The 18,833-nt window shown below is 45.1% G+C and carries 15 protein-coding genes; 4 read left to right on the top strand and 11 right to left on the bottom strand.

The features are described from left to right. Positions 1 to 117 precede the first annotated feature (117 nt). Positions 118 to 3,186 carry a VaFE repeat-containing surface-anchored protein gene (locus tag SPD80_RS03600; protein ID WP_320604565.1) on the top strand — a complete coding sequence of 1,023 codons (3,069 nt, stop codon included), beginning with the start codon at positions 118 to 120 and terminating at the stop codon, positions 3,184 to 3,186. 49 nt (positions 3,187 to 3,235) lie between these two features. On the opposite strand, the gene SPD80_RS03595 is transcribed toward SPD80_RS03600, so the two are convergent. After that, positions 3,236 to 5,707, bottom strand: a complete 2,472-nt coding sequence (locus SPD80_RS03595) for a M28 family peptidase (RefSeq protein WP_320828522.1) — start codon at positions 5,705 to 5,707, stop codon at positions 3,236 to 3,238. A 135-nt stretch (positions 5,708 to 5,842) separates the two neighbouring features. Beyond that, positions 5,843 to 6,958 carry a hypothetical protein gene (locus tag SPD80_RS03590; RefSeq protein WP_320828521.1) on the bottom strand — a complete coding sequence of 372 codons (1,116 nt, stop codon included), beginning with the start codon at positions 6,956 to 6,958 and terminating at the stop codon, positions 5,843 to 5,845. Positions 6,959 to 7,083: 125 nt separating this feature from the next. On the opposite strand from SPD80_RS03590, the gene SPD80_RS03585 reads away from it, so the two are divergent. Next, positions 7,084 to 8,115, top strand: a complete 1,032-nt coding sequence (locus tag SPD80_RS03585; RefSeq protein WP_320828520.1) for a helix-turn-helix transcriptional regulator — start codon at positions 7,084 to 7,086, stop codon at positions 8,113 to 8,115. Continuing rightward, a complete protein-coding gene (locus tag SPD80_RS03580) occupies positions 8,105 to 9,121 on the top strand; it encodes a helix-turn-helix transcriptional regulator (protein ID WP_320828519.1) in 1,017 nt (338 codons plus the stop codon). The genes SPD80_RS03585 and SPD80_RS03580 overlap by 11 nt, the downstream gene beginning before the upstream one ends. A 48-nt stretch (positions 9,122 to 9,169) precedes the next feature. Here the strand turns inward: SPD80_RS03580 and SPD80_RS03575 are convergent, their stop codons facing one another. Continuing rightward, positions 9,170 to 12,106 (bottom strand): helicase C-terminal domain-containing protein, encoded by a 2,937-nt coding sequence (locus SPD80_RS03575; RefSeq protein WP_320828518.1) that lies wholly within the window; start codon positions 12,104 to 12,106, stop codon positions 9,170 to 9,172. A gap of 8 nt (positions 12,107 to 12,114) precedes the next feature. Next, positions 12,115 to 13,071 carry a D-alanine--D-alanine ligase gene (locus SPD80_RS03570; RefSeq protein WP_320828516.1) on the bottom strand — a complete coding sequence of 319 codons (957 nt, stop codon included), beginning with the start codon at positions 13,069 to 13,071 and terminating at the stop codon, positions 12,115 to 12,117. A 112-nt stretch (positions 13,072 to 13,183) separates the two neighbouring features. On the opposite strand from SPD80_RS03570, the gene rlmN reads away from it, so the two are divergent. After that, the gene (rlmN, locus tag SPD80_RS03565; RefSeq protein WP_320828515.1) at positions 13,184 to 14,260 is read left to right on the top strand and encodes a 23S rRNA (adenine(2503)-C(2))-methyltransferase RlmN; all 1,077 of its coding nucleotides are present in this window, start codon (positions 13,184 to 13,186) and stop codon (positions 14,258 to 14,260) included. An 88-nt stretch (positions 14,261 to 14,348) separates the two neighbouring features. Here rlmN and SPD80_RS03560 read toward each other — a convergent pair whose 3' ends face one another. The 7 genes from SPD80_RS03560 to yidD form a co-directional block, all read right to left on the bottom strand. Continuing rightward, positions 14,349 to 14,597: a hypothetical protein gene (locus SPD80_RS03560; RefSeq protein WP_320828514.1), complete on the bottom strand. Its 249-nt coding sequence runs from the start codon at positions 14,595 to 14,597 to the stop codon at positions 14,349 to 14,351. Next, complete coding sequence (locus SPD80_RS03555) at positions 14,597 to 15,448, bottom strand: ParB/RepB/Spo0J family partition protein (protein WP_320828513.1); 852 nt, start codon at positions 15,446 to 15,448, stop codon at positions 14,597 to 14,599. Before SPD80_RS03555 ends, SPD80_RS03560 begins: the two co-directional genes overlap by 1 nt. Further along, positions 15,441 to 16,241, bottom strand: a complete 801-nt coding sequence (locus SPD80_RS03550) for an AAA family ATPase (RefSeq protein WP_320828512.1) — start codon at positions 16,239 to 16,241, stop codon at positions 15,441 to 15,443. Before SPD80_RS03550 ends, SPD80_RS03555 begins: the two co-directional genes overlap by 8 nt. 141 nt (positions 16,242 to 16,382) lie before the next feature. Continuing rightward, entirely contained in the window at positions 16,383 to 17,111 is a 729-nt protein-coding gene (gene rsmG, locus SPD80_RS03545) for a 16S rRNA (guanine(527)-N(7))-methyltransferase RsmG (RefSeq protein ID WP_320828511.1), read from the bottom strand. Between the two features lie 101 nt (positions 17,112 to 17,212). Further along, on the bottom strand, positions 17,213 to 17,767 hold the full coding sequence (locus SPD80_RS03540; RefSeq protein ID WP_320828510.1) for a protein jag: 555 nt from the start codon (positions 17,765 to 17,767) through the stop codon (positions 17,213 to 17,215). A gap of 50 nt (positions 17,768 to 17,817) precedes the next feature. Next, positions 17,818 to 18,576: a YidC/Oxa1 family membrane protein insertase gene (locus SPD80_RS03535; protein WP_320828508.1), complete on the bottom strand. Its 759-nt coding sequence runs from the start codon at positions 18,574 to 18,576 to the stop codon at positions 17,818 to 17,820. A gap of 23 nt (positions 18,577 to 18,599) precedes the next feature. After that, the gene (gene yidD / locus SPD80_RS03530; RefSeq protein WP_320605447.1) at positions 18,600 to 18,821 is read right to left on the bottom strand and encodes a membrane protein insertion efficiency factor YidD; all 222 of its coding nucleotides are present in this window, start codon (positions 18,819 to 18,821) and stop codon (positions 18,600 to 18,602) included. Positions 18,822 to 18,833: the final 12 nt, after the last annotated feature.

Raw genomic sequence — 18,833 nt, 5'->3', positions numbered from 1 at the left:
AGCGATTCTATCACACAGCATATTTCTGGGTAGGGGTCGGTTGTTTGTAGTTGTTGGATTCGTGTTCGACATGGTTTCTAGCATGTGGCTTAGGCCATTTTTGTAGAGGAGAAACCCATGTCTTACCTGCTTCATCACCCCATGTGCTGTGCTAAAAAGCTGTTGGCGCGGCTTGCGCGCCCTGTTCTATCTTTATGCGTCTGCCTTCTTTTGGCTGGTAGCATGCTTACACCGCTATCACTTACTCGCTGTAGTACGCTAGCCCTCGCATCAAACAGTCCCGCTCATCAAGAAGCCTCACAAACTCAAAACCAAATCTATCCACAGGTAGAAGACTATCTTACTCAGCACCTTGATACAGCTTTGTTGCATGACAAGGCTACTGACGATGCGTCCCCTACCTCATCTCCCTTTTTTGATTTACCTAAGCTGTTCTCGCTTGGTATGAAACAGCTACGTTCTTTAGGGGCGTCACCACCCACCCATGCACTTGAAGACTCTGGACATACCATGACAGTCAAATATACCTTGGCGGATACCGCTACGCTGCCTAAGGATGCAACGCTAGATAGCGTATGGAGTAATCCAGAAACCGCCCTTGCTACCATTGTGGGCCAGTATGAATCTATGGTTCATCTTTTTAATGCCTCAGACGATTATTATGTTGCCTTCATTGACGCTACTAAACTCACGCACGGTGGTGTTATATATGACACGGTTTTTGCTGCTGATGATACGTCGGGCACGCTAATCCAAGGTATCATTTACGATAAAACAACTGGTATTGCCTATATTCCAAAATCTTTGTTTACCAATAAAGCTGGTCAAGAAATTGCTTTTGGTATACAGGCTCAATTGCTTGTAGGCGTAAAGTTTGATGACACATTGCAAACGCACTTCCAAGCACATATAACCAGTAAACGAACGGACCTTACGCCTTTGGCCGCCACCCAAGTTATTACTGTAGATTCTTTGGACAACACCGTAACTATCCCATTGCTACCAAAGCAACAGGCTTCAAAAATATCTCTTGCCGATATTGCTGTTTTTACGGACAGTAGTTCAAAGCCGTATAAACTCAGTGCCCACGACGGCGCATTTTACGACAAAGACACCGGCAACCTTACTTTGGCACTCTCTCCCTTTGCCCAGCCATCCATCACCATCCAAATTACGAGCAAAAAGGCTATCGAAGCACTTATGGATACCCTTGCCCCCGCAACACCAGCATATGGCTTTGCGCGTATATCAAATCCGGACGAGATGGCAATGTGGCCATGGGGCAAGTTTGATTCCATCGATCTTTCTAAAGTGCATGTTGGTGATGCGTATGAATTTACCACCACAATTTCCTACGATGATGCGTATTTCCGTGCCTTTGCCACCCAGTGTGCACCCTACATCTATGCATGGACAAACAACACAGTAGGCTATAAGGGAGAAGAATCCACCGAAGTTCTTATCGATAAGCTCCTTTCTGGAGCCACGTGGAATGACATGGGCAAACAACTTGCCAAGCTTTCTGAGGCAGATGGCCATGCCATTAAGCTTGCTGATGATGTAGCGTTTGCGCTCAGCTTACCTTGGGGTCACTCTAAGTCCTCTGCTTGGGACTTTAGCGGACTGCATGCTAATGACCCTCACACAAGTGCTGCAAAAGGCTCTGGCGTGCTACCTATGCTTTGCGGCCATGTAAAGCAACCAAAGAATGTAGTAACCCCTGGTACTCATGCTGAATGCACGGCCATGCTCCGCGTACTTGCCAAAAAAGAAACAGGGAATACTCCGTATGTTGTACTGGGTTTTGTAAGTCCTCAGGTAACAACACAATCTGGTGTTGCCATTGTAAAGTTTGGTGTTCTCCAGCCTAAGATTCAAACCAACCTTACTGAGGACGCAAGCCATAGCCACACCATTGCCTCTTCAGACGTGCAGGAATCTTCTGATACTACAGCTCCTACCGCTAGCAAGGACAACCCAACTACCAGTAACACGGCTTCTCTTACCTTAACGGACCAGGTCTCTTATTCTAATTTGATTACAGGTGCTTCCTACTCGCTTAAAGCATTTTTAGTTGACGCACATACTGGGCAGAAGCTTGACGCTTCTTTTGGAACGGTTACCTGTGAAGAAAAGCTCGTTCCTCAAGAGGCTTCTGGCAAAATTGATTTGCATTTTTCTATTGATAAACCCGATGAGCTTCCAAACCAAATTGTCTCGTATGTCTCTTTGTTTGACGCTCAGGGGCACGAGATTGTGAAGCATCATGATGCAAAAAATACACAGCAAACGGTTTGGAAACCAACCATTGTGACCCATGCACTCTGTGACTCAACACAAGAGCAGATGTTAGGGCTTAGTACCACCCAGCATCTTACGGATAAAACAGAGCTGGATGGTCTTATTCCTGGAACAACGTACCTGTTAAAAAGCGAATTGGTTGATGTGGGAGAAGATTATCGTTTAACGCTCGCCGAGCAAACTTACGAGTTTACCGCTCAAGATGCAAAACTAAGCCATGATGTCACGTTTGAATTAGATAGGCAGTCAGTTTGTGGACAGAAGCTTGTTGCTCAAACAAAGCTCTGCGAAGGTACGCGATGCATTGCTACCCATGCACGGCTTGATAACAGCCAGCAAACCATTATGGTTCCTGCTATAAAAACAGAACTCAGCAATAAGCAGACATCAGATAAAACCCCAACAGACTTTCCATTGCAGCTTATTGATACTGTTTCTTATTCTGGCCTTATACCTGGCAAACAATACAAACTAGTTGGAACGTTAATGAATAAACAAACACAAGAGCCACTAGCTCTAGAAGATAAGCAGCTACCACTATCAGAAGTAACGTTTACTCCAGAAGAGCCAAGCGGTGTGATTGAAGTGCCGTTCTTAATACATAACCAGCCTCAAACGAGCTTAGATATTGTTGCATTTGAAAAGCTCTATCTGGATGAGACTGAGCTAGCCAACCACGAAGATTTTGAAGACCAGGAACAAAGTTTCTCTATTCCCAAGCCGCCAACTCCTCCTCAACCCACCAGTCCCCCAGAGAACTCGCAGCAAAAGAAAATCAAACTTCCTAAAACGGGAGATTTGCTTAGTATGGGTTTTATCATCTGTCTTGCAGCAGGAGGATGGTTTGCCGTAAGCGGCTCAAAGCATCTTAAACGCCAGGGGTAGCAGGCTCGTTTAAAGAAACGGAGCCAACTCTGGCTCCGTTTCTTAGGTGTTATGAACGACGGATAAGCTCGCAAATTAATGCAGAAACGCTCTTAATCTGCCTTGGATCTACTTCCTCAATTACATCATCTGCAGTATGCGATAGTGCAGGAAGGCCATTTTCATCAAGGCCAGCAAGGGTAACGGAACGCATGGAAGAACGCATTGCCTTAGTTGCGTCTGTATCACCCCAGCGATGGCTCGCTTTAACCACATCAATGTGTAAGTCACTGGCAGTATTGGTAAGCAAACGAACCAAGCGACGATCAGCACGGCGATTATGATAAGCGCCTTCATTGGTGTACATGCTTAGCTGACCAGCACCGATGCTATCGAGGTTAATAACAAAAGAACCACGGCAAGACCTACGATATTCCTGTAAGAAAGCAGTCATACCTGCGTGGTCAAGTGCAGATGAACCCAGAGCAACAAGCCAAATATCATGGCAAAGCAGTTCATCATCAGACATGGACAAAACAGCATCGCGAAGGTCTTCGTCCGTTGGTATGTCTTCGTCTGTGATTTGGTCATCGGACTCGCTGGTCTTCTCGCCGGCCTCACCCTCGATTACCTGGAATAGAGCGTTGCGCGTTGCGCCACCCTTCCAAGGAGTATCTGGTTTGTCAGAGGTGTTAGGAGCATCTGAATCATCAGAGGAATTAGATTTAGCCTCATTATCTTGAGTTTCAAAGTTATCCCAAGAACCAATCTTGTTGCCATCAGTTTTGGCATTAAAGTCTTCATCTACGCCAAGGAACTCAGAGAAAGAATCATTGTTCTGCTTTTTCTTGCCAAACAAACGAAGTTTCTTGCGAGCCGACGCCTTGCTGAGAGGATGCATAACATCAGCGCTAAGCTTAGATACAGCGGGCATGGCAGACTGAGTGGTTGGCTCGCCATCCTCTACAAGAGAGAGCGCGGACGCACCATTATTGTCATCACTTGCAGCGTCTGGCTGTGGCACATCATCCTCTGCCATAACGTGTGCATCTATGACACCTTCAGGGCTAAGAGGATCAACTTCTGCGCGAGAGGGGTCGGGTAAATCAAACAAAGAAACGCGACGAGCAAGATTAACCTGCTCTTCTGCACTTAAATCAGGAAGCTCAGTTGTCTTAGAAGGAGACGTTGCTGCGTGTTGAGCAATAGTTTCTGAATCTAAGGCGGGAGCCAGAACGGTTTTCTCTGCAGTGGTGTCTGGCACTGCTGTACCCTTTGCATCCTTGGTAGCAGAGGTAGCATCTGCAGGGGTAATATCCTCCATCTGCTCGGGAGTTGTTTCTACGAGAGGCACATCAGAAGGAGCAGGATGGCGCATCTTGCTGGATGCAAAATCCTTAACACGTGAGAAGAAATCGGTTACAGCAACAGGCATCTTCATGCGAGTAGTCTTACCCGCAGTAGATTCATCCTGATTGTACGCATCGGTAAGCTCATCAGAACCTGCTTCTTCCTGCGCAGAAACATCGTCTGATAAAGAATCTGCCAGAGGAGTAGTGGTTGTACTTTTATGCTCTGGGGTTACATACTCAATAATCTTGGGCTCTACATACTCAATCTCACAAGAAGTGGGAAGCATACCAAGCTTACGAAGTACTTCTTCACCATGGCGTACGCCAACTACTTCTTCATAACGAGGCTCAGGCTCGGGTGTAGGCTCTTCAGCAGGGGCATCTGAGGTGGCAGCTACACCTGCATCTGCATCCGCATCATCAGTAGAAGCAGCTACCTTTTGGAACATGTCAGATTTTTCTTCCTCAGTGGGGCGAATGGTAGCGGCAATATCAAAAAGTGCCGCGATAGAAGATTTATTGTCGTTAGCACCAGTGGTACAACCCATACGACGTTCTGCCAACGTAGCAATACCCACACAGCAAGGGGCAAGACCAGCGAGTATGCCTATAACCCAAAGAAGTACTCGAAAACCGCCGAGCATAGCAAAAGGCTGGAAAATTACGCAAAACGCAACGACAGGTACGCTCCAAATGGCTGCAATACGAATATAAGGCTGTGCCTTGGCAATAGCAGGATTGAACAAGAAGTTCTCATAAGGAGTGTCATAGTGAGCAACGATCACAATAGGACGATTGCCCTTAGAAACCAAAGGACCAGAAGCGCGATGTACAGCAACTACGTTTTGGCTCTTAGCAGGAGGAGTGCGGCGTGTAAAAATATCTTTACCCATCACATCCATGATGAGCAACGCTGCTGCTGCCAAGGTAATAAACATGGCAATAACAGACAGGACTGTATTACCAATATGTGAAAGTAAGATGCCTACAAGCAGGGTAACCTGCATAATTGCTCTAATAATAGGAGCTGCTGTAGAGGCATCAAATTCCTGAACCGTCGTCTCTAAGCCACGAGACGCAAAGAATGCTTCGATATTCTGGGCTTCCTGAAGCTCCTCTTGGCTGTTTGCAGGAGCAATGGGCGTCTGCTGATCGAGGTATTCAAGATACGTATTAGTTTTGGTCGGCATAAAAGTCTTCCTTTGGACCTTCTCACTACATTTTGATAGTCATGCTAAGAGTATACGTCCTAAAACAAAATGCCGCACTTGGAGAATGGTTTACTGGGCGATTTAAGCCGTTATAAGGAAGATTTTCCTTAATCTCTACGCCTTTTTTGAGCCTCCGGCTGCAAGACCTTGATAATTTCTGACCTTTCCGTCAGTTGCAGCAAGCTTCTCGGCAATGGCTTTATAGGTATCAAGCGGTTTCTTGAGCGCAGCATCATATGACTCGCTCAAAAAGACATCGGGTGTCTCTGGGAGCTGTTTTGCAAGATCAGAACTGGCTGCCTCACGCTTGTTGTAATCCTCAATGCTTGTTTGTGCCTTATCAAAGTCACCAGAAGCAATATGGGTGTCTGCCTCTAGTAAGGCATTGATTGCATCCTTGCGAGCGGCTAGATACTTGGTATATACCGAATAGTCAGCCTGAGAAAAAGCTTGCTCAGCATTGTTTTCAAATCCTTGAGCAGCTGTAATGTCATCCAACGCAGCTTTGTCATACTCAATAGGCACCTGCGCATCAGTTACAGATGACTCCTCCTTTGCAAGTGACTTTGCATACTCCGCTGCTGCCTCGACGGATTTCTCGATATTGGAGTCTGCAGAAACAGCTTTTTCCATAGCTTGGGTGAGAAATGCCTTTGCATCGAGGGCTCCAATGTCCACGGTAAGAACCTCGGCACCGGCTTCAATGAGCTTATGGCGCTGGTCGATGGAATCCTGCAATGCTTGAACAACGGCACGCTCATCATCGGTCATAAACTCATCCAGTGACCGCGCATTATTTACATGGGTTTGAGCTTCGTCCAAGGAAGAGATGCTCTTTTTTGCTGCATCGTTAATCTTAGTAAGTTCCTCACTTGTTTTGGTGCCCAAGTCAGATGTAATGGTATTGTTAAGCGGAACAATGGCAGCATCATTTTCTGAAACAGAGGCAATAGCTGCAGAAATTTGCTCTTTTGCCTGAGCTGCACCTGTTAAATGACGCCAAATTAAGTAACCAGCACTGCCAAGAATTAATACGGCAATAAGACTTGCGCCAATCTTTATGGCAAGCGGTATCTTCTTTTGATCGCGGCGTGGTGTAGGAGTAGTGGCAACAGTATGAGAAGCAGTGGTATGGTCAGAAGAACTGTTCATAGCGGCGGTCTTGGTACTTGAGTTTTTAGACGGCGTGTCAGTGGATGGTGCCATGTGACGCGATGTATGATTGCTCATGCAACAAGCTCCGCTCTTTTTTGCTCTGCTCTCTTAATTGTACTGCCAACAATACTGGTATGAATTATTTAATACTATCAAGGATATAACAGTATAGAAAATCGATGCGCGTATGAGGAGGGTTCGTGAGCGAACAAACAAAGGTGTTTGCAGAAGATGATTTTGGGACACCGTTGTCTAAAAATGAGCAAATGGCAGAGCGTGTTACTTCTCTAGCAGTGCTGTTTATGAGCGCCTCTGCTCCCCTTTCGCTCACAGAAGTTACCGCAGCGCTGTATACACATCTTTCCAAAGCTGCTGCCGAGAAGGCCTTTAAACGAGACCGAAGCTACCTGGCAGAATGTGGCATTTCCATCATTTCTGTACGCGATGCCTCGCTTGGTGATGTGTATATGTTGGACAAGAAAGCCACGTTTGCCGATGACTCTGCCTTAACGCATGACGACGCCATGGCTATTCAATCAATTTGTGCACCGTATTTACATCAACCCGACTTCCCTTATCGAGAAGACCTGCGTATGGCGCTGGCTAAAATCCATCGAGTGTTTACCCTGGATACCGCAACTGCTCTTGCAACAAGCACCACAAGCTTCCATAACACAACGGCCCCATCACCAATGATTGCCAAACTGCATGCGTGCTTTGTAAACCACTGTGGCTGTTGCATTGAATACCGTAACGCAGCGGGCGCCCACAGCACACGCAAGCTGGCGCTTTTGGGCTTGTTTTCCTCTCGTGGTATTTCTTACTTTGTTGGAGCGTCCTTCTCTTCCGACACCCCTAACTTCAACGATATTCGCATCTTTAGAGAAGATCGTCTGCAAAGCGTGGTGCCTCTTTCTACGCACTACACTATTCCGGCGAGCTTTTCTGTAAAAGACTACCTCAAACTTCCCTTCCAATACGGAGAAGAGCAAGTAAAAGCGGTGTTTTTTGTCCCTTCCACATCAGAGCAGACTACTTTGGCACAACAACTGGACAAGACTTCCGCCACATATAACCAGCAGCTTAATGAACTTGTTCTATCTATTAATCCGAACTACCTTCACGAGGCAGCACGCTGGGCTCTTGCAAACGCGTTTACGCCCACTTCTCCAGATACGCTGGTAGATGCCTATATAACCCTGCTTAAGGAGGCTTCGCATAATGAGCTCTAAATCAATGCGCGGCCGTAAAGGCGGACAAACAACCATCAAACAGCTCACCGTTTTGCTTGGTGCACTCAGCCAATCTCATGAGCCAATTCAAACACAAGGCGTTGCCAACAAGCTTGGCATCTCGTATGACGAAGCACAGCGGCTCATGGACATGCTTGTGGACGTGGCAGGTGATGAGACTTCATACCTCCCCCTCGCATGTGGCGAGAATGACGACGAGCTTGAACTTATCTCTTCCCACACTCCCGTAAAGCCGTTACGTCTTACAAAAGCAGAATCAATTGCCTTGCTTGCGGCGCTACAGACAAGCGGCTTTGATGACGCCTCCCCTCTTTACCAGCTTATTCAACACAGCTATGCGCAACCCACAACAAACGCCCAAGAAATTGCTCGGACCGTTGCTAGTGCTCATACGCTTACAAACTCCGACGTTCTTCTCGGCTGCATTAAAGCGCTTATGAGTGACTACTGCCTTGCGTTTACTTATGCCTCTCAGCACAGTAATACAACAAAGAATCGCCTGGTATTCCCCTATACCGTATATGTGCAGGACGGTTTTGCGTATCTGGAGGCGTATGAGTTTGCAAGCGATCAGTTCCGAACGTTTAGGCTTGATCGAATCAGTAATCTTCAGCACAAAGCTCCAGTGTACCCGCAGGGTCAGAATGAGCAGGGCAAAAATAAGAGCAGCTTGACTAAGCAAGTGCTGTATAAGAAACTGGCGGCGCACAAGAAAAACAACGAGCAGGCCGTCGCAACAACAACTATTACGCTGTTAGACCCCCGGCTCGAAGAGCTCTATCCTTGGCATCCAATTCAGCGTACGCAGCATGACGATACAAGCGTGGAGCTTGTCATTCCCAACTATGGTTCTCCTTGGCTCATTCGGCATCTTGCTGCCTGCGGCAGACGCGTCAAAATTAAAGACCCAAACCTCGCAAAGAAGGTCTCGGACTATGCCCAAGACCTTCTTGCCAAGCAACTCAAGCAGCGGCAACAGCAGTAGCAACAGCAGTAGCCGCAAGGATGATGCGACTCGCAAAGCCAAGTACGGTTACTTTTGTGAATCACGCCACAGCTCAATGTAGCGACCAATGTTTGACGCTTCAAGCGCCGTGCAGCTTGAGGTGGGCAGACTTGTTAAGAACTGCTTGCCATAACCTTTAGTTACAAGGCGAGAGTCTGCCAACACCAACACACCCACATCTGTTGAGCTGCGAATCAGTCGTCCTGCAGCCTGCTTTACCGAGATAATCGCCTCTGGTAGCGAATGCTTCCACCAGGAACGCTCTTCTCTAACCTCACGTTCTTTGGAAAGAGGGTCATTGGGGTTTGCAAACGGTAGCTTAGGAATAACCACGCAACGCAAGGTATCTCCACTTGCATCAAAACCCTCCCAAAATGCCTTAAGTGCAAAGAGCGACAAAGAGGTTTGAGACAAAAACGTAGTACGCAGCTGTTTTGGCGCACTGTTTCGCTCTTGCATAACAAGGTCGAGGCCTTTACCTGCAAGGCGCGGCTGGAGACCTTCGTATACACGCTCCATCTCACGACGGTTTGTAAACAAAGTAAGCACCGAACCGCCCATAGCGCAATGCACGTCAAACAGAAGGTCCTCGAGCTCCTCTAGATACCTTGGGTCGTTTGGCTGTGGCACGTCTCGCGCAATAAGAACACGCATATTATTGTCGTAGTCAAAACTTGAACTTAAACGCACATCTTTATGCGCACCATCTGACAAACTATCCACACCCACCGAATGATTAAAGTGAGTAAAATCATTGCCTATTGCAATGGTTGCCGACGTAAAAATGGTACTTATGGTCTCGGGCAGCCACTTTTGTGCCAGCTCAGTACCAATATCGAGCTTCTCAGCCAAAAGCGCTTCACTCGTAAGGCCACCTCGACCACGAGTTATGCGAGCAGAATACACATAGCTCTGATCTTCGCCAGAAATAATAAGCTTTAGCCCATCAAGAAGTTCCGCAAGGTTGCGCACCTCACTGGAAAGCTCAGTCTGCGGCTTTTGGATTGTCTCATCAATTTTTTTCTGCGCCTCAAGAATCAATTTAGCTGCTTCATCCAGCGCGTGGATAGCGGGCTCGGCTGCCTCCATAACCGCTTGCCAGGCATCGCTTGTGCGAAGCTGCTGACTAATCCAAATGGTTTGCGTGTCATAGGCGCGCGAATGATTGTGTTCTTTACAAAAGTCTGCCACGGTCGAGAAAAGCTCGCTTATTGCAATAGATGCGCGCGTGCATGCGGTAGCAGCCTTGGTTAATAAGGAGCTTACCAGCGTAGACCCTTCTATACCTGCTGCTTGAACCAATAATTCATGAATAGCACCGGTGTGAGCGCCACCAAGGCTTTCAAATGCCGCGCGTGCTGCATGTGCAGAAACCTCCACCGCCCACTGACGCCGAGCTTCGTCTTCTAACGAATGAGCCTCATCAATAATCCAGTGACGAATAGGAGGCAAGATATTTCCTTCTGCTGCCACATTGCGCAACAGCAGTGAGTGATTAGTGACCACAACATCTGCAGAGGCTGCTCTACGACGTGCACCGTGTACAAAACAAAGCTGCGGAAAGAACGGACATCTACCACGAACACATTCTTCAGATGTTGTAGTGAGCAAAGAGCGTGGAACACTGCGCCACTTAATGCCTAATGCATCTAAATCCCCTGAGGGTGACTGGCAGGCATACGCTAAGGTTACCGCAAGAGCAGTTAGTTGATCTTGAGCGATGGTCGCCTGCGAGCGCATGCTTGTATCCACATCTTGAACAGGTAAATGTGTATACGTTGCTTGCAAGGTTTTTCTCAAGCAGGGATAGTGCTCGTATCCTTTAAGCGCAAAATAACGAACTCCTTGTTCGAGCACATCGTTTAAAGCAGGCAATTCATGGGCAACCAGCTGGTCTGTTAAGGCATTTGTTTTTGTAGCAACACCCACAGTAACGTTGTTTTGTTGCGCATACATAATGCTTGGCAATAAATATGCCATGGATTTACCAACGCCTGTACCCGCCTCTATTGAACGTGATTCCTCTGACGCCTGAGCTGCCCTTACTTCTTGTGCCATTTGGAGCTGTTCGGGACGCAGCTCAAATGCATCATACATGCGAGAAACGCAACCAGACAAACTAAATGCCTCATTAATCTGATTGGCTGTAATGGGATTGATAGGTTGATCAAACGCTGCAGCATCCCTACGCGCAGGCACATCATCGAGCAAAAGTTCACGACGAATATGCTCAAGCGCAAAGGGTTTCTCGGGCTGCATACGTGCCAAGTAGCTAAAGATAGGCCTAAATTGCCAGCTTATATCCTCGTGCATATCTGCTAACGTTCGTAGCAATCCCGGCCCTAAGTTAAGAAGACCACATAACATAACAGGCCAAACGCCAGCCAGGGCAACTACATCATCAATTGCACGATGTGACACCGCTGCGCAACCAAAAATACTCGCCAGATCTGCAAGCTTATGAGAAGACAAGCGAGGCAAAGCAATACGACTTAAAGCAAGCGTGTCAATCCACGTATCACTAACTAGTTTGCCGCCCTTGACCTTTTCTATAAACGTTCGGTCAAACGTAGCATTATGTGCAAGAACGGGCATGCCGCCAACAAACTTCGCCAAAGCTGCTACCGCATCTTCTGCAGAGGGGGCGTCCACTACATCAACGTTAGAAATGCGCGTAAGCTTAGTAATCTCTTCAGGAATTGGAGCGTGCGGGTGCACAAAGGTTTGAAAGGTGTCAGAAATCTGACCACCCTCAATACGTGCTGCTGCAATCTCTATGAGTTCACATTTTTTAAACGATAGGCCTGTGGTCTCGGTGTCTAAGACGACAACATCGTCCACCAGCAAACCAAAATCTTGTTGGTCTGCTTGCTCTCGAAGACCACCATAAAGCTGCGCAACAGCAACAGGCGTATCGGGCAGTAGAAACTGCTCGACCAATGCGGAACTCGTTGTTTGTACCATATAACCGCCTATGCGCACTCGAGCGCAAACTCAATAAACTTGCGGCAAAGTTCAGGAAACTCAATTCCAGCATGACGTGCAGAGTCAGGAAGAAGTGAAGTCTCAGTCATGCCAGGAATCATGTTTGTCTCGAGCAAGACAGGTTCATCATCAGCAGTAACAATAAAGTCACTACGTGACGCTCCCCTACAGCCCAAAATCTTATGCGCTTCACACGCATACTGCTGTGCTAGCTTATAGGCCTTCTCGGAAAGTCTTGCTGGAATAACATGATGCAAGGAAGAGGGCTCATATTTGACTTTAAGATCGTAGAACTCTGCGCCCGTAACAATTTCTACTATTGGTAATGCCTGTGGCTCATCATTGCCAATAACAGGTACGGTAATTTCTGTTCCTACAACGCACTTCTCAATCAGAGCATTATCGCCACCTGCACACGCAAGCTTAACTGCTCCAGGAAGCGCTTCAGCAGATGTTACACGTGAAACTCCATAGCTTGATCCGTTAGTAGCAGGCTTTACAAAGATTGGCAGACCTAACTCATCCACAAGTTTTTGTGCATACTGCTCATCAATCTTCTGGTCTTTTGTAATTTCATACCCATGAGGCGTAGGAATACCAGCTGCTTTGTATAGCGTTTTTGTAATTTGCTTCTCAGTTCCCATTGCCGATGCCAGAACACCAGAGAAGGTATAGGGCACATGAAGAATCTCACACAAGCCCTGAATGCAGCCATCTTCACCGTACAGACCATGCATTGCGATGAAGGCTACATCGTAGTTACCATTTTCAAGCTTAGATACCGCGCCCTTCTCGGCAATGTCGATAAAATCAACGCGCTCAAAACCTGCTTGGTGTAATGCCTTCTCACATGCACGTCCACTTGCTAGTGCAATTTCGCGCTCGTCAGACCAACCACCAGAAATAAGTGCAACTTTGCAGGTTGTGACATCAATGTTGGCCATTGTGAAACTCCTCATCAAGAACGTAAATGTACGTTAGACTTTGTATGACAGTTCTTTGTATGAGGATACTCCACTCTGGGCTGTAAACGTAACTCATAGATAAGGTTTAAATATGAATACAGAAGACGCAGAGTTTTTAGCCACTTCTACACAGGCTGTCTCTACGCGTACTGCCATACGCTCGCTGTCGCCCGACGAGCTCACGCGCATGGTGCTTAGTATGGGACAACCTAAGTTTCGTGCTCAGCAAATTGCGGACTGGTTGTGGACTAAGCATGTTACATCTTTTGACGAGATGAGTAATCTACCTGCTTCTTTACGAGAACAACTTACTCAAATGTTTGTAATTGGCGGCACTGATGAGATTGCACGGCAAGTATCCAAAGATGGCAGCCGTAAATACCTTCTAAAGTTTGCAGACGGTGCCTCAGTTGAATGTGTTGGTATGCCAACCCGTAATAAACTTTCTGTTTGTGTGTCTACACAGGCAGGTTGTGGCATGGCGTGTGCCTTCTGTGCAACTGGTGCTGCTGGTCTGAATCGTTCTCTTTCTGCAGCAGAAATGTATGATCAGGTTGTTCACGTTGCAAAAGACTTTGGTACGCGCGCTACAAGCGTTGTATTAATGGGTCAGGGTGAACCGTTTGCCAATTATAAAGAGACCATGAAAGCCTTACGCTTGTTCAACTCCCCAGAGGGACTTGGCATTGGCGCACGACACCTTACCGTGTCTACCTGTGGCATTATTCCCATGATTCATAAGTTTGCAACTGAGCCTGAGCAATTTACTCTTGCTGTTTCTCTTCACTCAGCTGTACAAAAAACACGTGACATGATTATGCCTGGCGTTAAACGCTTTACCTTATTACGTCTTTGGGATGTCATGCAGGAGTATGTAGAGAAGACTGGCCGAAGACCATCTTACGAATATGCACTTATTGGTGGCGTTAACGATACAGACGATGAGCTTGCAGCACTTTGTGATTTTGCAAGTGATACTATGGCTCATGTTAACGTAATCATGCTCAATGAGGTCCCTGGCTCCCCATTTAAACCCTCTACAGATGCACGAGCACAACTATTTGTGCGTAAACTTGCTCAGGTTGGTGTTGAATGCACCATACGTAACTCGCGCGGCAATGATATTGCTGCTGCATGTGGTCAACTCAAACAGCAAGTACTCAACTAACTCTTCCTGCGTGCTCTTTTAATTTTATACAAATATCCTATACAGAACATATGTTCTGTATAGGATATTTTTCTTTGTTGTGGCGCTATTACGCTAGATTATCCCACTGCTGCCTTACTGAGTCTTGAAGAAGCTCAAGTGACTGGTCAAGCTCTTGTTCATTTTTCTTAACAGCCTGTGCAATAGTGTCCTTCGTATGCACAATAGTCTTAATCGATTTTTTAAGTGCGTCGTTTACCTCTTCCCTATTTTCTTTAGTCAAAATAAGGAAGTATGTAGTTGAAGCAACTATCGCAGAACCAATTGCTATTTTTACTATTCCATATAAGCGCTTCATTACCTATCACTCTTAAATGAATCAAGGATTCTTATAAGATCATCCTCATCCTTGAATTCAATTTCAATTTTATTTTTCCCTCGCACTTGTTTAACACGAACATTGGTGTCAAGAGCTAAACGTAACTGACGTGCTGCGCGTTTAAATGATTGCGGAGTAGCCTGGCGCGGTTTTGCTTCGCTCCTTTCGCCAGAAAATAATGGAGCGAGAGATTCTGTCTGTCTCACCGATAAATGATCTTCCACAACCTTTTGTGCAAGTTTTTCTCTACCCTCTTCTGTAGGCACCGCAAGGATTGCACGAGCATGACCGGCACTTAAACTTCCATCAAGCATATAAGTTTGAACACTCTTAGGAAGGTCGAGTAATCTAAGTGTGTTTGTAATCGTTGATCTTGATTTAGAAAGAACCTTTGCAAGCTCCTCTTGTGTCATTTTATTCTTTTTAATGAGCTGCTTATATCCTTGTGCCTCTTCAATTGGATTTAAGTTGGAACGTTGCAGATTCTCAATGAGTGCCAGCTGTAGTATCTCTTCATCAGATACTTCCCTAATGATTACAGGAACGTCTTTGAGCTTTGCAAGTTTTGCCGCTTGATATCTACGCTCACCAGCAACAATCTCATACTTTACGCCTTTTTTTCGTACAAGAATTGGTTGTAAAATACCATTTTGCTCAATAGAGTTTGCTAGCTCTGCAAGCGCTTCTGGCTCAAATACCTTACGAGGTTGATTTGGGTTTGGTCTAATAGAGCTCAGAGGAAGCTTTGAATCTGCTTTAATCGCACTAACCTCATGATTAGCTTCACTAATAAGGGAACCTAGCCCCTTTCCAAGTCCTGATTTAGCCACGTCTTGTCACTTCCTTTGCAAGCTTTGAGTATGCGAGACAGCCTTTATTTAAACGAGAATATCTATTTATTGGTAATCCATGGCTTGGCGCCTCTGCAATTTTTACACTGCGAGGAATTACTGTCTTAAACACTTTGTTTTTAAAATACGTACGTACTTCCTCTACCACTTGATTTGATAGTGTTGTGCGACTGTCATACATAGTCATTAATACGCCAAACACTTCTAAATCAGGATTAAGCTTGTTTTGAACCATTTCCATTGATTCTAATAGCTTTGAAAGCCCCTCAAGTGCATAATATTCACACTGAATAGGGATTATTAAACTGTCTGCTGCAACAAAAGCATTAATTGTTAATAATCCAAGTGAGGGAGGGCAATCAATAAATACGTAATCGAACTCATCTTTAATAGAGTTAATTACATTTTTTAAAACATATTCGCGTTTTTCAATACCCACTAAATCGATTTCTGCGCCTGCTAATTGAATTGTTGCAGGCAACACAAAAACATGTGGTTCCATTGTTTGGATGATGTTTTCTGTTATATCAACATCGTTTAACAGAACATCGTACACATCTGTTTCTAATTCTTCTTTATCAATACCATAACCACTTGTTGTATTTCCTTGTGGATCAAGGTCAATAACTAAAACCTTTCGTTTTAGTTCCCCAAGAGCAGAGGATAGATTTACGGCCGTTGTAGATTTTCCTACGCCACCTTTTTGATTAATTATTGCGATAACTTTTGGTTCGTCATCTTCTTTGTACTTACTAACATCTCTATAGTCCATTTAAGCTCCTTTTTTATCGATTGATAAAAGAATAGCAGGGAAGTTCTAATGTTTCACGTGAAACATTAGCTTTTTGAGCGGAATTACTCGCATACACATTTAACTCATGTATACAAACAGAATTACAACAACTATTTACAACTAAGCTAATGGCTTATTCTTCGCCATTCCGTTTGAGCGGGGTAAAACAATAGAAGGTTCTTTTATCTTTCTAAATACAATTATTTCCCGATGCCCACTGTCCTTTGGCAATTCATATGTTTCACGTGAAACATATTTAAGACCACAGATTTTAGCTGCTTTTATACCTGATTCTAATTCTTCATTAGTAATTTGAGCTTTTGTAGTTATAAACCTACCGTTAAGAGCTACTAGGGGTGCAGCATATTCAACCAAAGAAGCTAAAGGGGCTACAGCGCGAGCAGTAATTAAATCAAACTCGCCTTTATGATTTAGAGCGTAGATTTCAGCACGTTCGGAGGAAGTACTAATTCGATTAGATAAACCAAGCTGACAAAGAAACTCAGAGACTGCAAGTACCTTTTTAGCTACGGAATCTAATAAGACACCGTTTGCATTAGACATTACGGCAAGAGCAATGCCAGGAAATCCTCCTCCCGTACCAATATCTAAGAAATTAAAAAACTCTTCAGAAGAAGCGCTTTTATAGACAAGTAAAGAATCAATACTGTGTAGACGCACTGCTAACTCTGTATCTGTGATACGTGTTAGATTTAGGACCTTATTCTTTTCTATTAAAAGCTCTAAATGTTTTAGAAGTAAATCTTCTTGTATAGGGGAGAGCTCAATATTAAAATACTTTGCTTCATCCCTTAACTGTTTACGAGTAGAATTACTTTCTAAAAACATGTTATCTCCTGACAAAACTCCATGCATCACAAGATTTTGGCATAAAAAAGAGGATGAGAAAATCTCATCCTCTTAATAATACCTTGTAAAAGATAGAAATATTAGTCAGAGCGTACAGCTGTAATAACAACACAGCGCTCAGGGTCTTCTCCTTCAGAGTGAGTAATAATCTCAGTATCATTAATTAACGCAAGATGTACTAAGCGACGCTCGTACGCATTCATTGGCTTTAGGCGGACACGACCACGAGACTTTGCACGAGCTGCAGCAGAAAGCGCGATGCTTTCAATCTTTTGTTTACGACGGTTCTTATATCCCTCAATATCTACAACAACAGGGAAGTGGAAACCAAGCATCCTATTTACTAAAGAAGAAACAATCATCTGAAATGAATCGAGTACACGACCATGACGTCCAATAAGTACGGCGAGGTTACCACCATTCACATCAAGAATGAGTTCGCCTTCATCACCCTCATACTCATCAATAACGCAGCTATTCTCACCAAAGAAAGAGAGGAGCTCACGGACGCAACTAATAGCAAAATCCGCAATGGTATCAAGTTGAGCATCAGAAAACTTCTCGCCAGCCTCATGGGTTGCCAAAAGACCATCAAGACTTGTTTCTATCACATCTGTGCTGAGTTCATCAGCCATGCTTTTCTCCTTCAATTACTTCCTTAAATTAATCTGAACTAAAGAAGCAACTAGTTCTTCTTATGAGGTCGAGCTTTCTTTTCTTTGCGTACAACGTCTACTACTACCTGATTAGCAACGCGAGCAGCTTCTTTTTGACGAACACTCTCCATAACCTTATTGGTAATAAAGAGTTGTTGAATAACACCCCAAGCTGCAGATGTATCGTAATACAGCAAAACACCAACGGGCACGTTCCAACCAAACCACACCATCATGGCTGCCATAACAACACCCATAATCAAGGTTTGAGAACGCTGTTCTGCAGAAGAGTTTGCAGAGTTTAAATACATGGGGAGAAACGTTAAAAGACCAAAAGCAATATCAAGAACGATAAATACCCATGCTCCTGCAATACCGCCAGAAGCAAGTGCACCAGCTACAGACTGAGATAGGGAATCTAAAATGCCAAAGAAGTGTGCTTCTACAGGAAGACTATCACGAAGCACGGAAAACAGCGCAAAAAAGACGGGCATTTGCAAAAGTAGCGGTAAGCAACCACCTAATGGATTAAACTTATTTTCTGAGTAAAACTTTTGCATTTCCTCGTTCATACGCTGAGGATTGTCTGCGTAACGCTCCTGAATCTCCTTCATTTTTGGCTGAAGTGCCTGCATGCGCGCAGAAGACTTCGTGGAACCTAAAGTGAGTGGAGTAAGAATGAGACGAATGATAAAAGTCAATACAATAATTGCAAGACCCCAGTCGCCTACAAGCCCAGCTAAGAAGGCTAATATTTGATATAAAAAGCTAATAAACCAATCCCACATGTTTCCTCCGCACGTGTAGGTTATTAAGGAACAGGATCATATCCACCTTTATGAAATGGATGGCAGCGCAATATCCTTTTAAGAGCCAGCCACGAGCCTTTTATAAAGCCATACTTCTGTAATGCTTCAACTGCATACTGAGAACACGTGGGGGAGTAGATACACGAATCCGGCAATACCGGAGATATCCATTTTTGGTAAAACTTGACGATAGTAATGGCAGCTCGTGCTGCTCTGCTCGCCATTGCTTTACCTCC

It is taken from the genome of Atopobium sp., assembly GCF_034113385.1.
GTDB lineage: Bacteria > Actinomycetota > Coriobacteriia > Coriobacteriales > Atopobiaceae > Atopobium.
Note: the sequence above shows the minus strand (reverse complement) of the source record. Positions and strands in the feature narration are given on the sequence as shown.

Bases quoted from the DNA above. Each gene is read 5' to 3' on its own strand.
- rlmN (WP_320828515.1), top strand. From the start codon at position 13,184: ATGAATACAGAAGACGCAGAGTTTTTAGCCACTTCTACACAGGCTGTC.
- SPD80_RS03580 (WP_320828519.1), top strand. From the start codon at position 8,105: ATGAGCTCTAAATCAATGCGCGGCCGTAAAGGCGGACAAACAACCATC.
- SPD80_RS03550 (WP_320828512.1), bottom strand. From the start codon at position 16,241: ATGGACTATAGAGATGTTAGTAAGTACAAAGAAGATGACGAACCAAAA.
- SPD80_RS03595 (WP_320828522.1), bottom strand. From the start codon at position 5,707: ATGCCGACCAAAACTAATACGTATCTTGAATACCTCGATCAGCAGACG.
- SPD80_RS03575 (WP_320828518.1), bottom strand. From the start codon at position 12,106: ATGGTACAAACAACGAGTTCCGCATTGGTCGAGCAGTTTCTACTGCCC.
- SPD80_RS03560 (WP_320828514.1), bottom strand. From the start codon at position 14,597: ATGAAGCGCTTATATGGAATAGTAAAAATAGCAATTGGTTCTGCGATA.
- SPD80_RS03570 (WP_320828516.1), bottom strand. From the start codon at position 13,071: ATGGCCAACATTGATGTCACAACCTGCAAAGTTGCACTTATTTCTGGT.
- SPD80_RS03590 (WP_320828521.1), bottom strand. From the start codon at position 6,958: ATGAGCAATCATACATCGCGTCACATGGCACCATCCACTGACACGCCG.
- rsmG (WP_320828511.1), bottom strand. From the start codon at position 17,111: ATGTTTTTAGAAAGTAATTCTACTCGTAAACAGTTAAGGGATGAAGCA.
- SPD80_RS03600 (WP_320604565.1), top strand. From the start codon at position 118: ATGTCTTACCTGCTTCATCACCCCATGTGCTGTGCTAAAAAGCTGTTG.
- yidD (WP_320605447.1), bottom strand. From the start codon at position 18,821: ATGGCGAGCAGAGCAGCACGAGCTGCCATTACTATCGTCAAGTTTTAC.
- SPD80_RS03540 (WP_320828510.1), bottom strand. From the start codon at position 17,767: ATGGCTGATGAACTCAGCACAGATGTGATAGAAACAAGTCTTGATGGT.
- SPD80_RS03535 (WP_320828508.1), bottom strand. From the start codon at position 18,576: ATGTGGGATTGGTTTATTAGCTTTTTATATCAAATATTAGCCTTCTTA.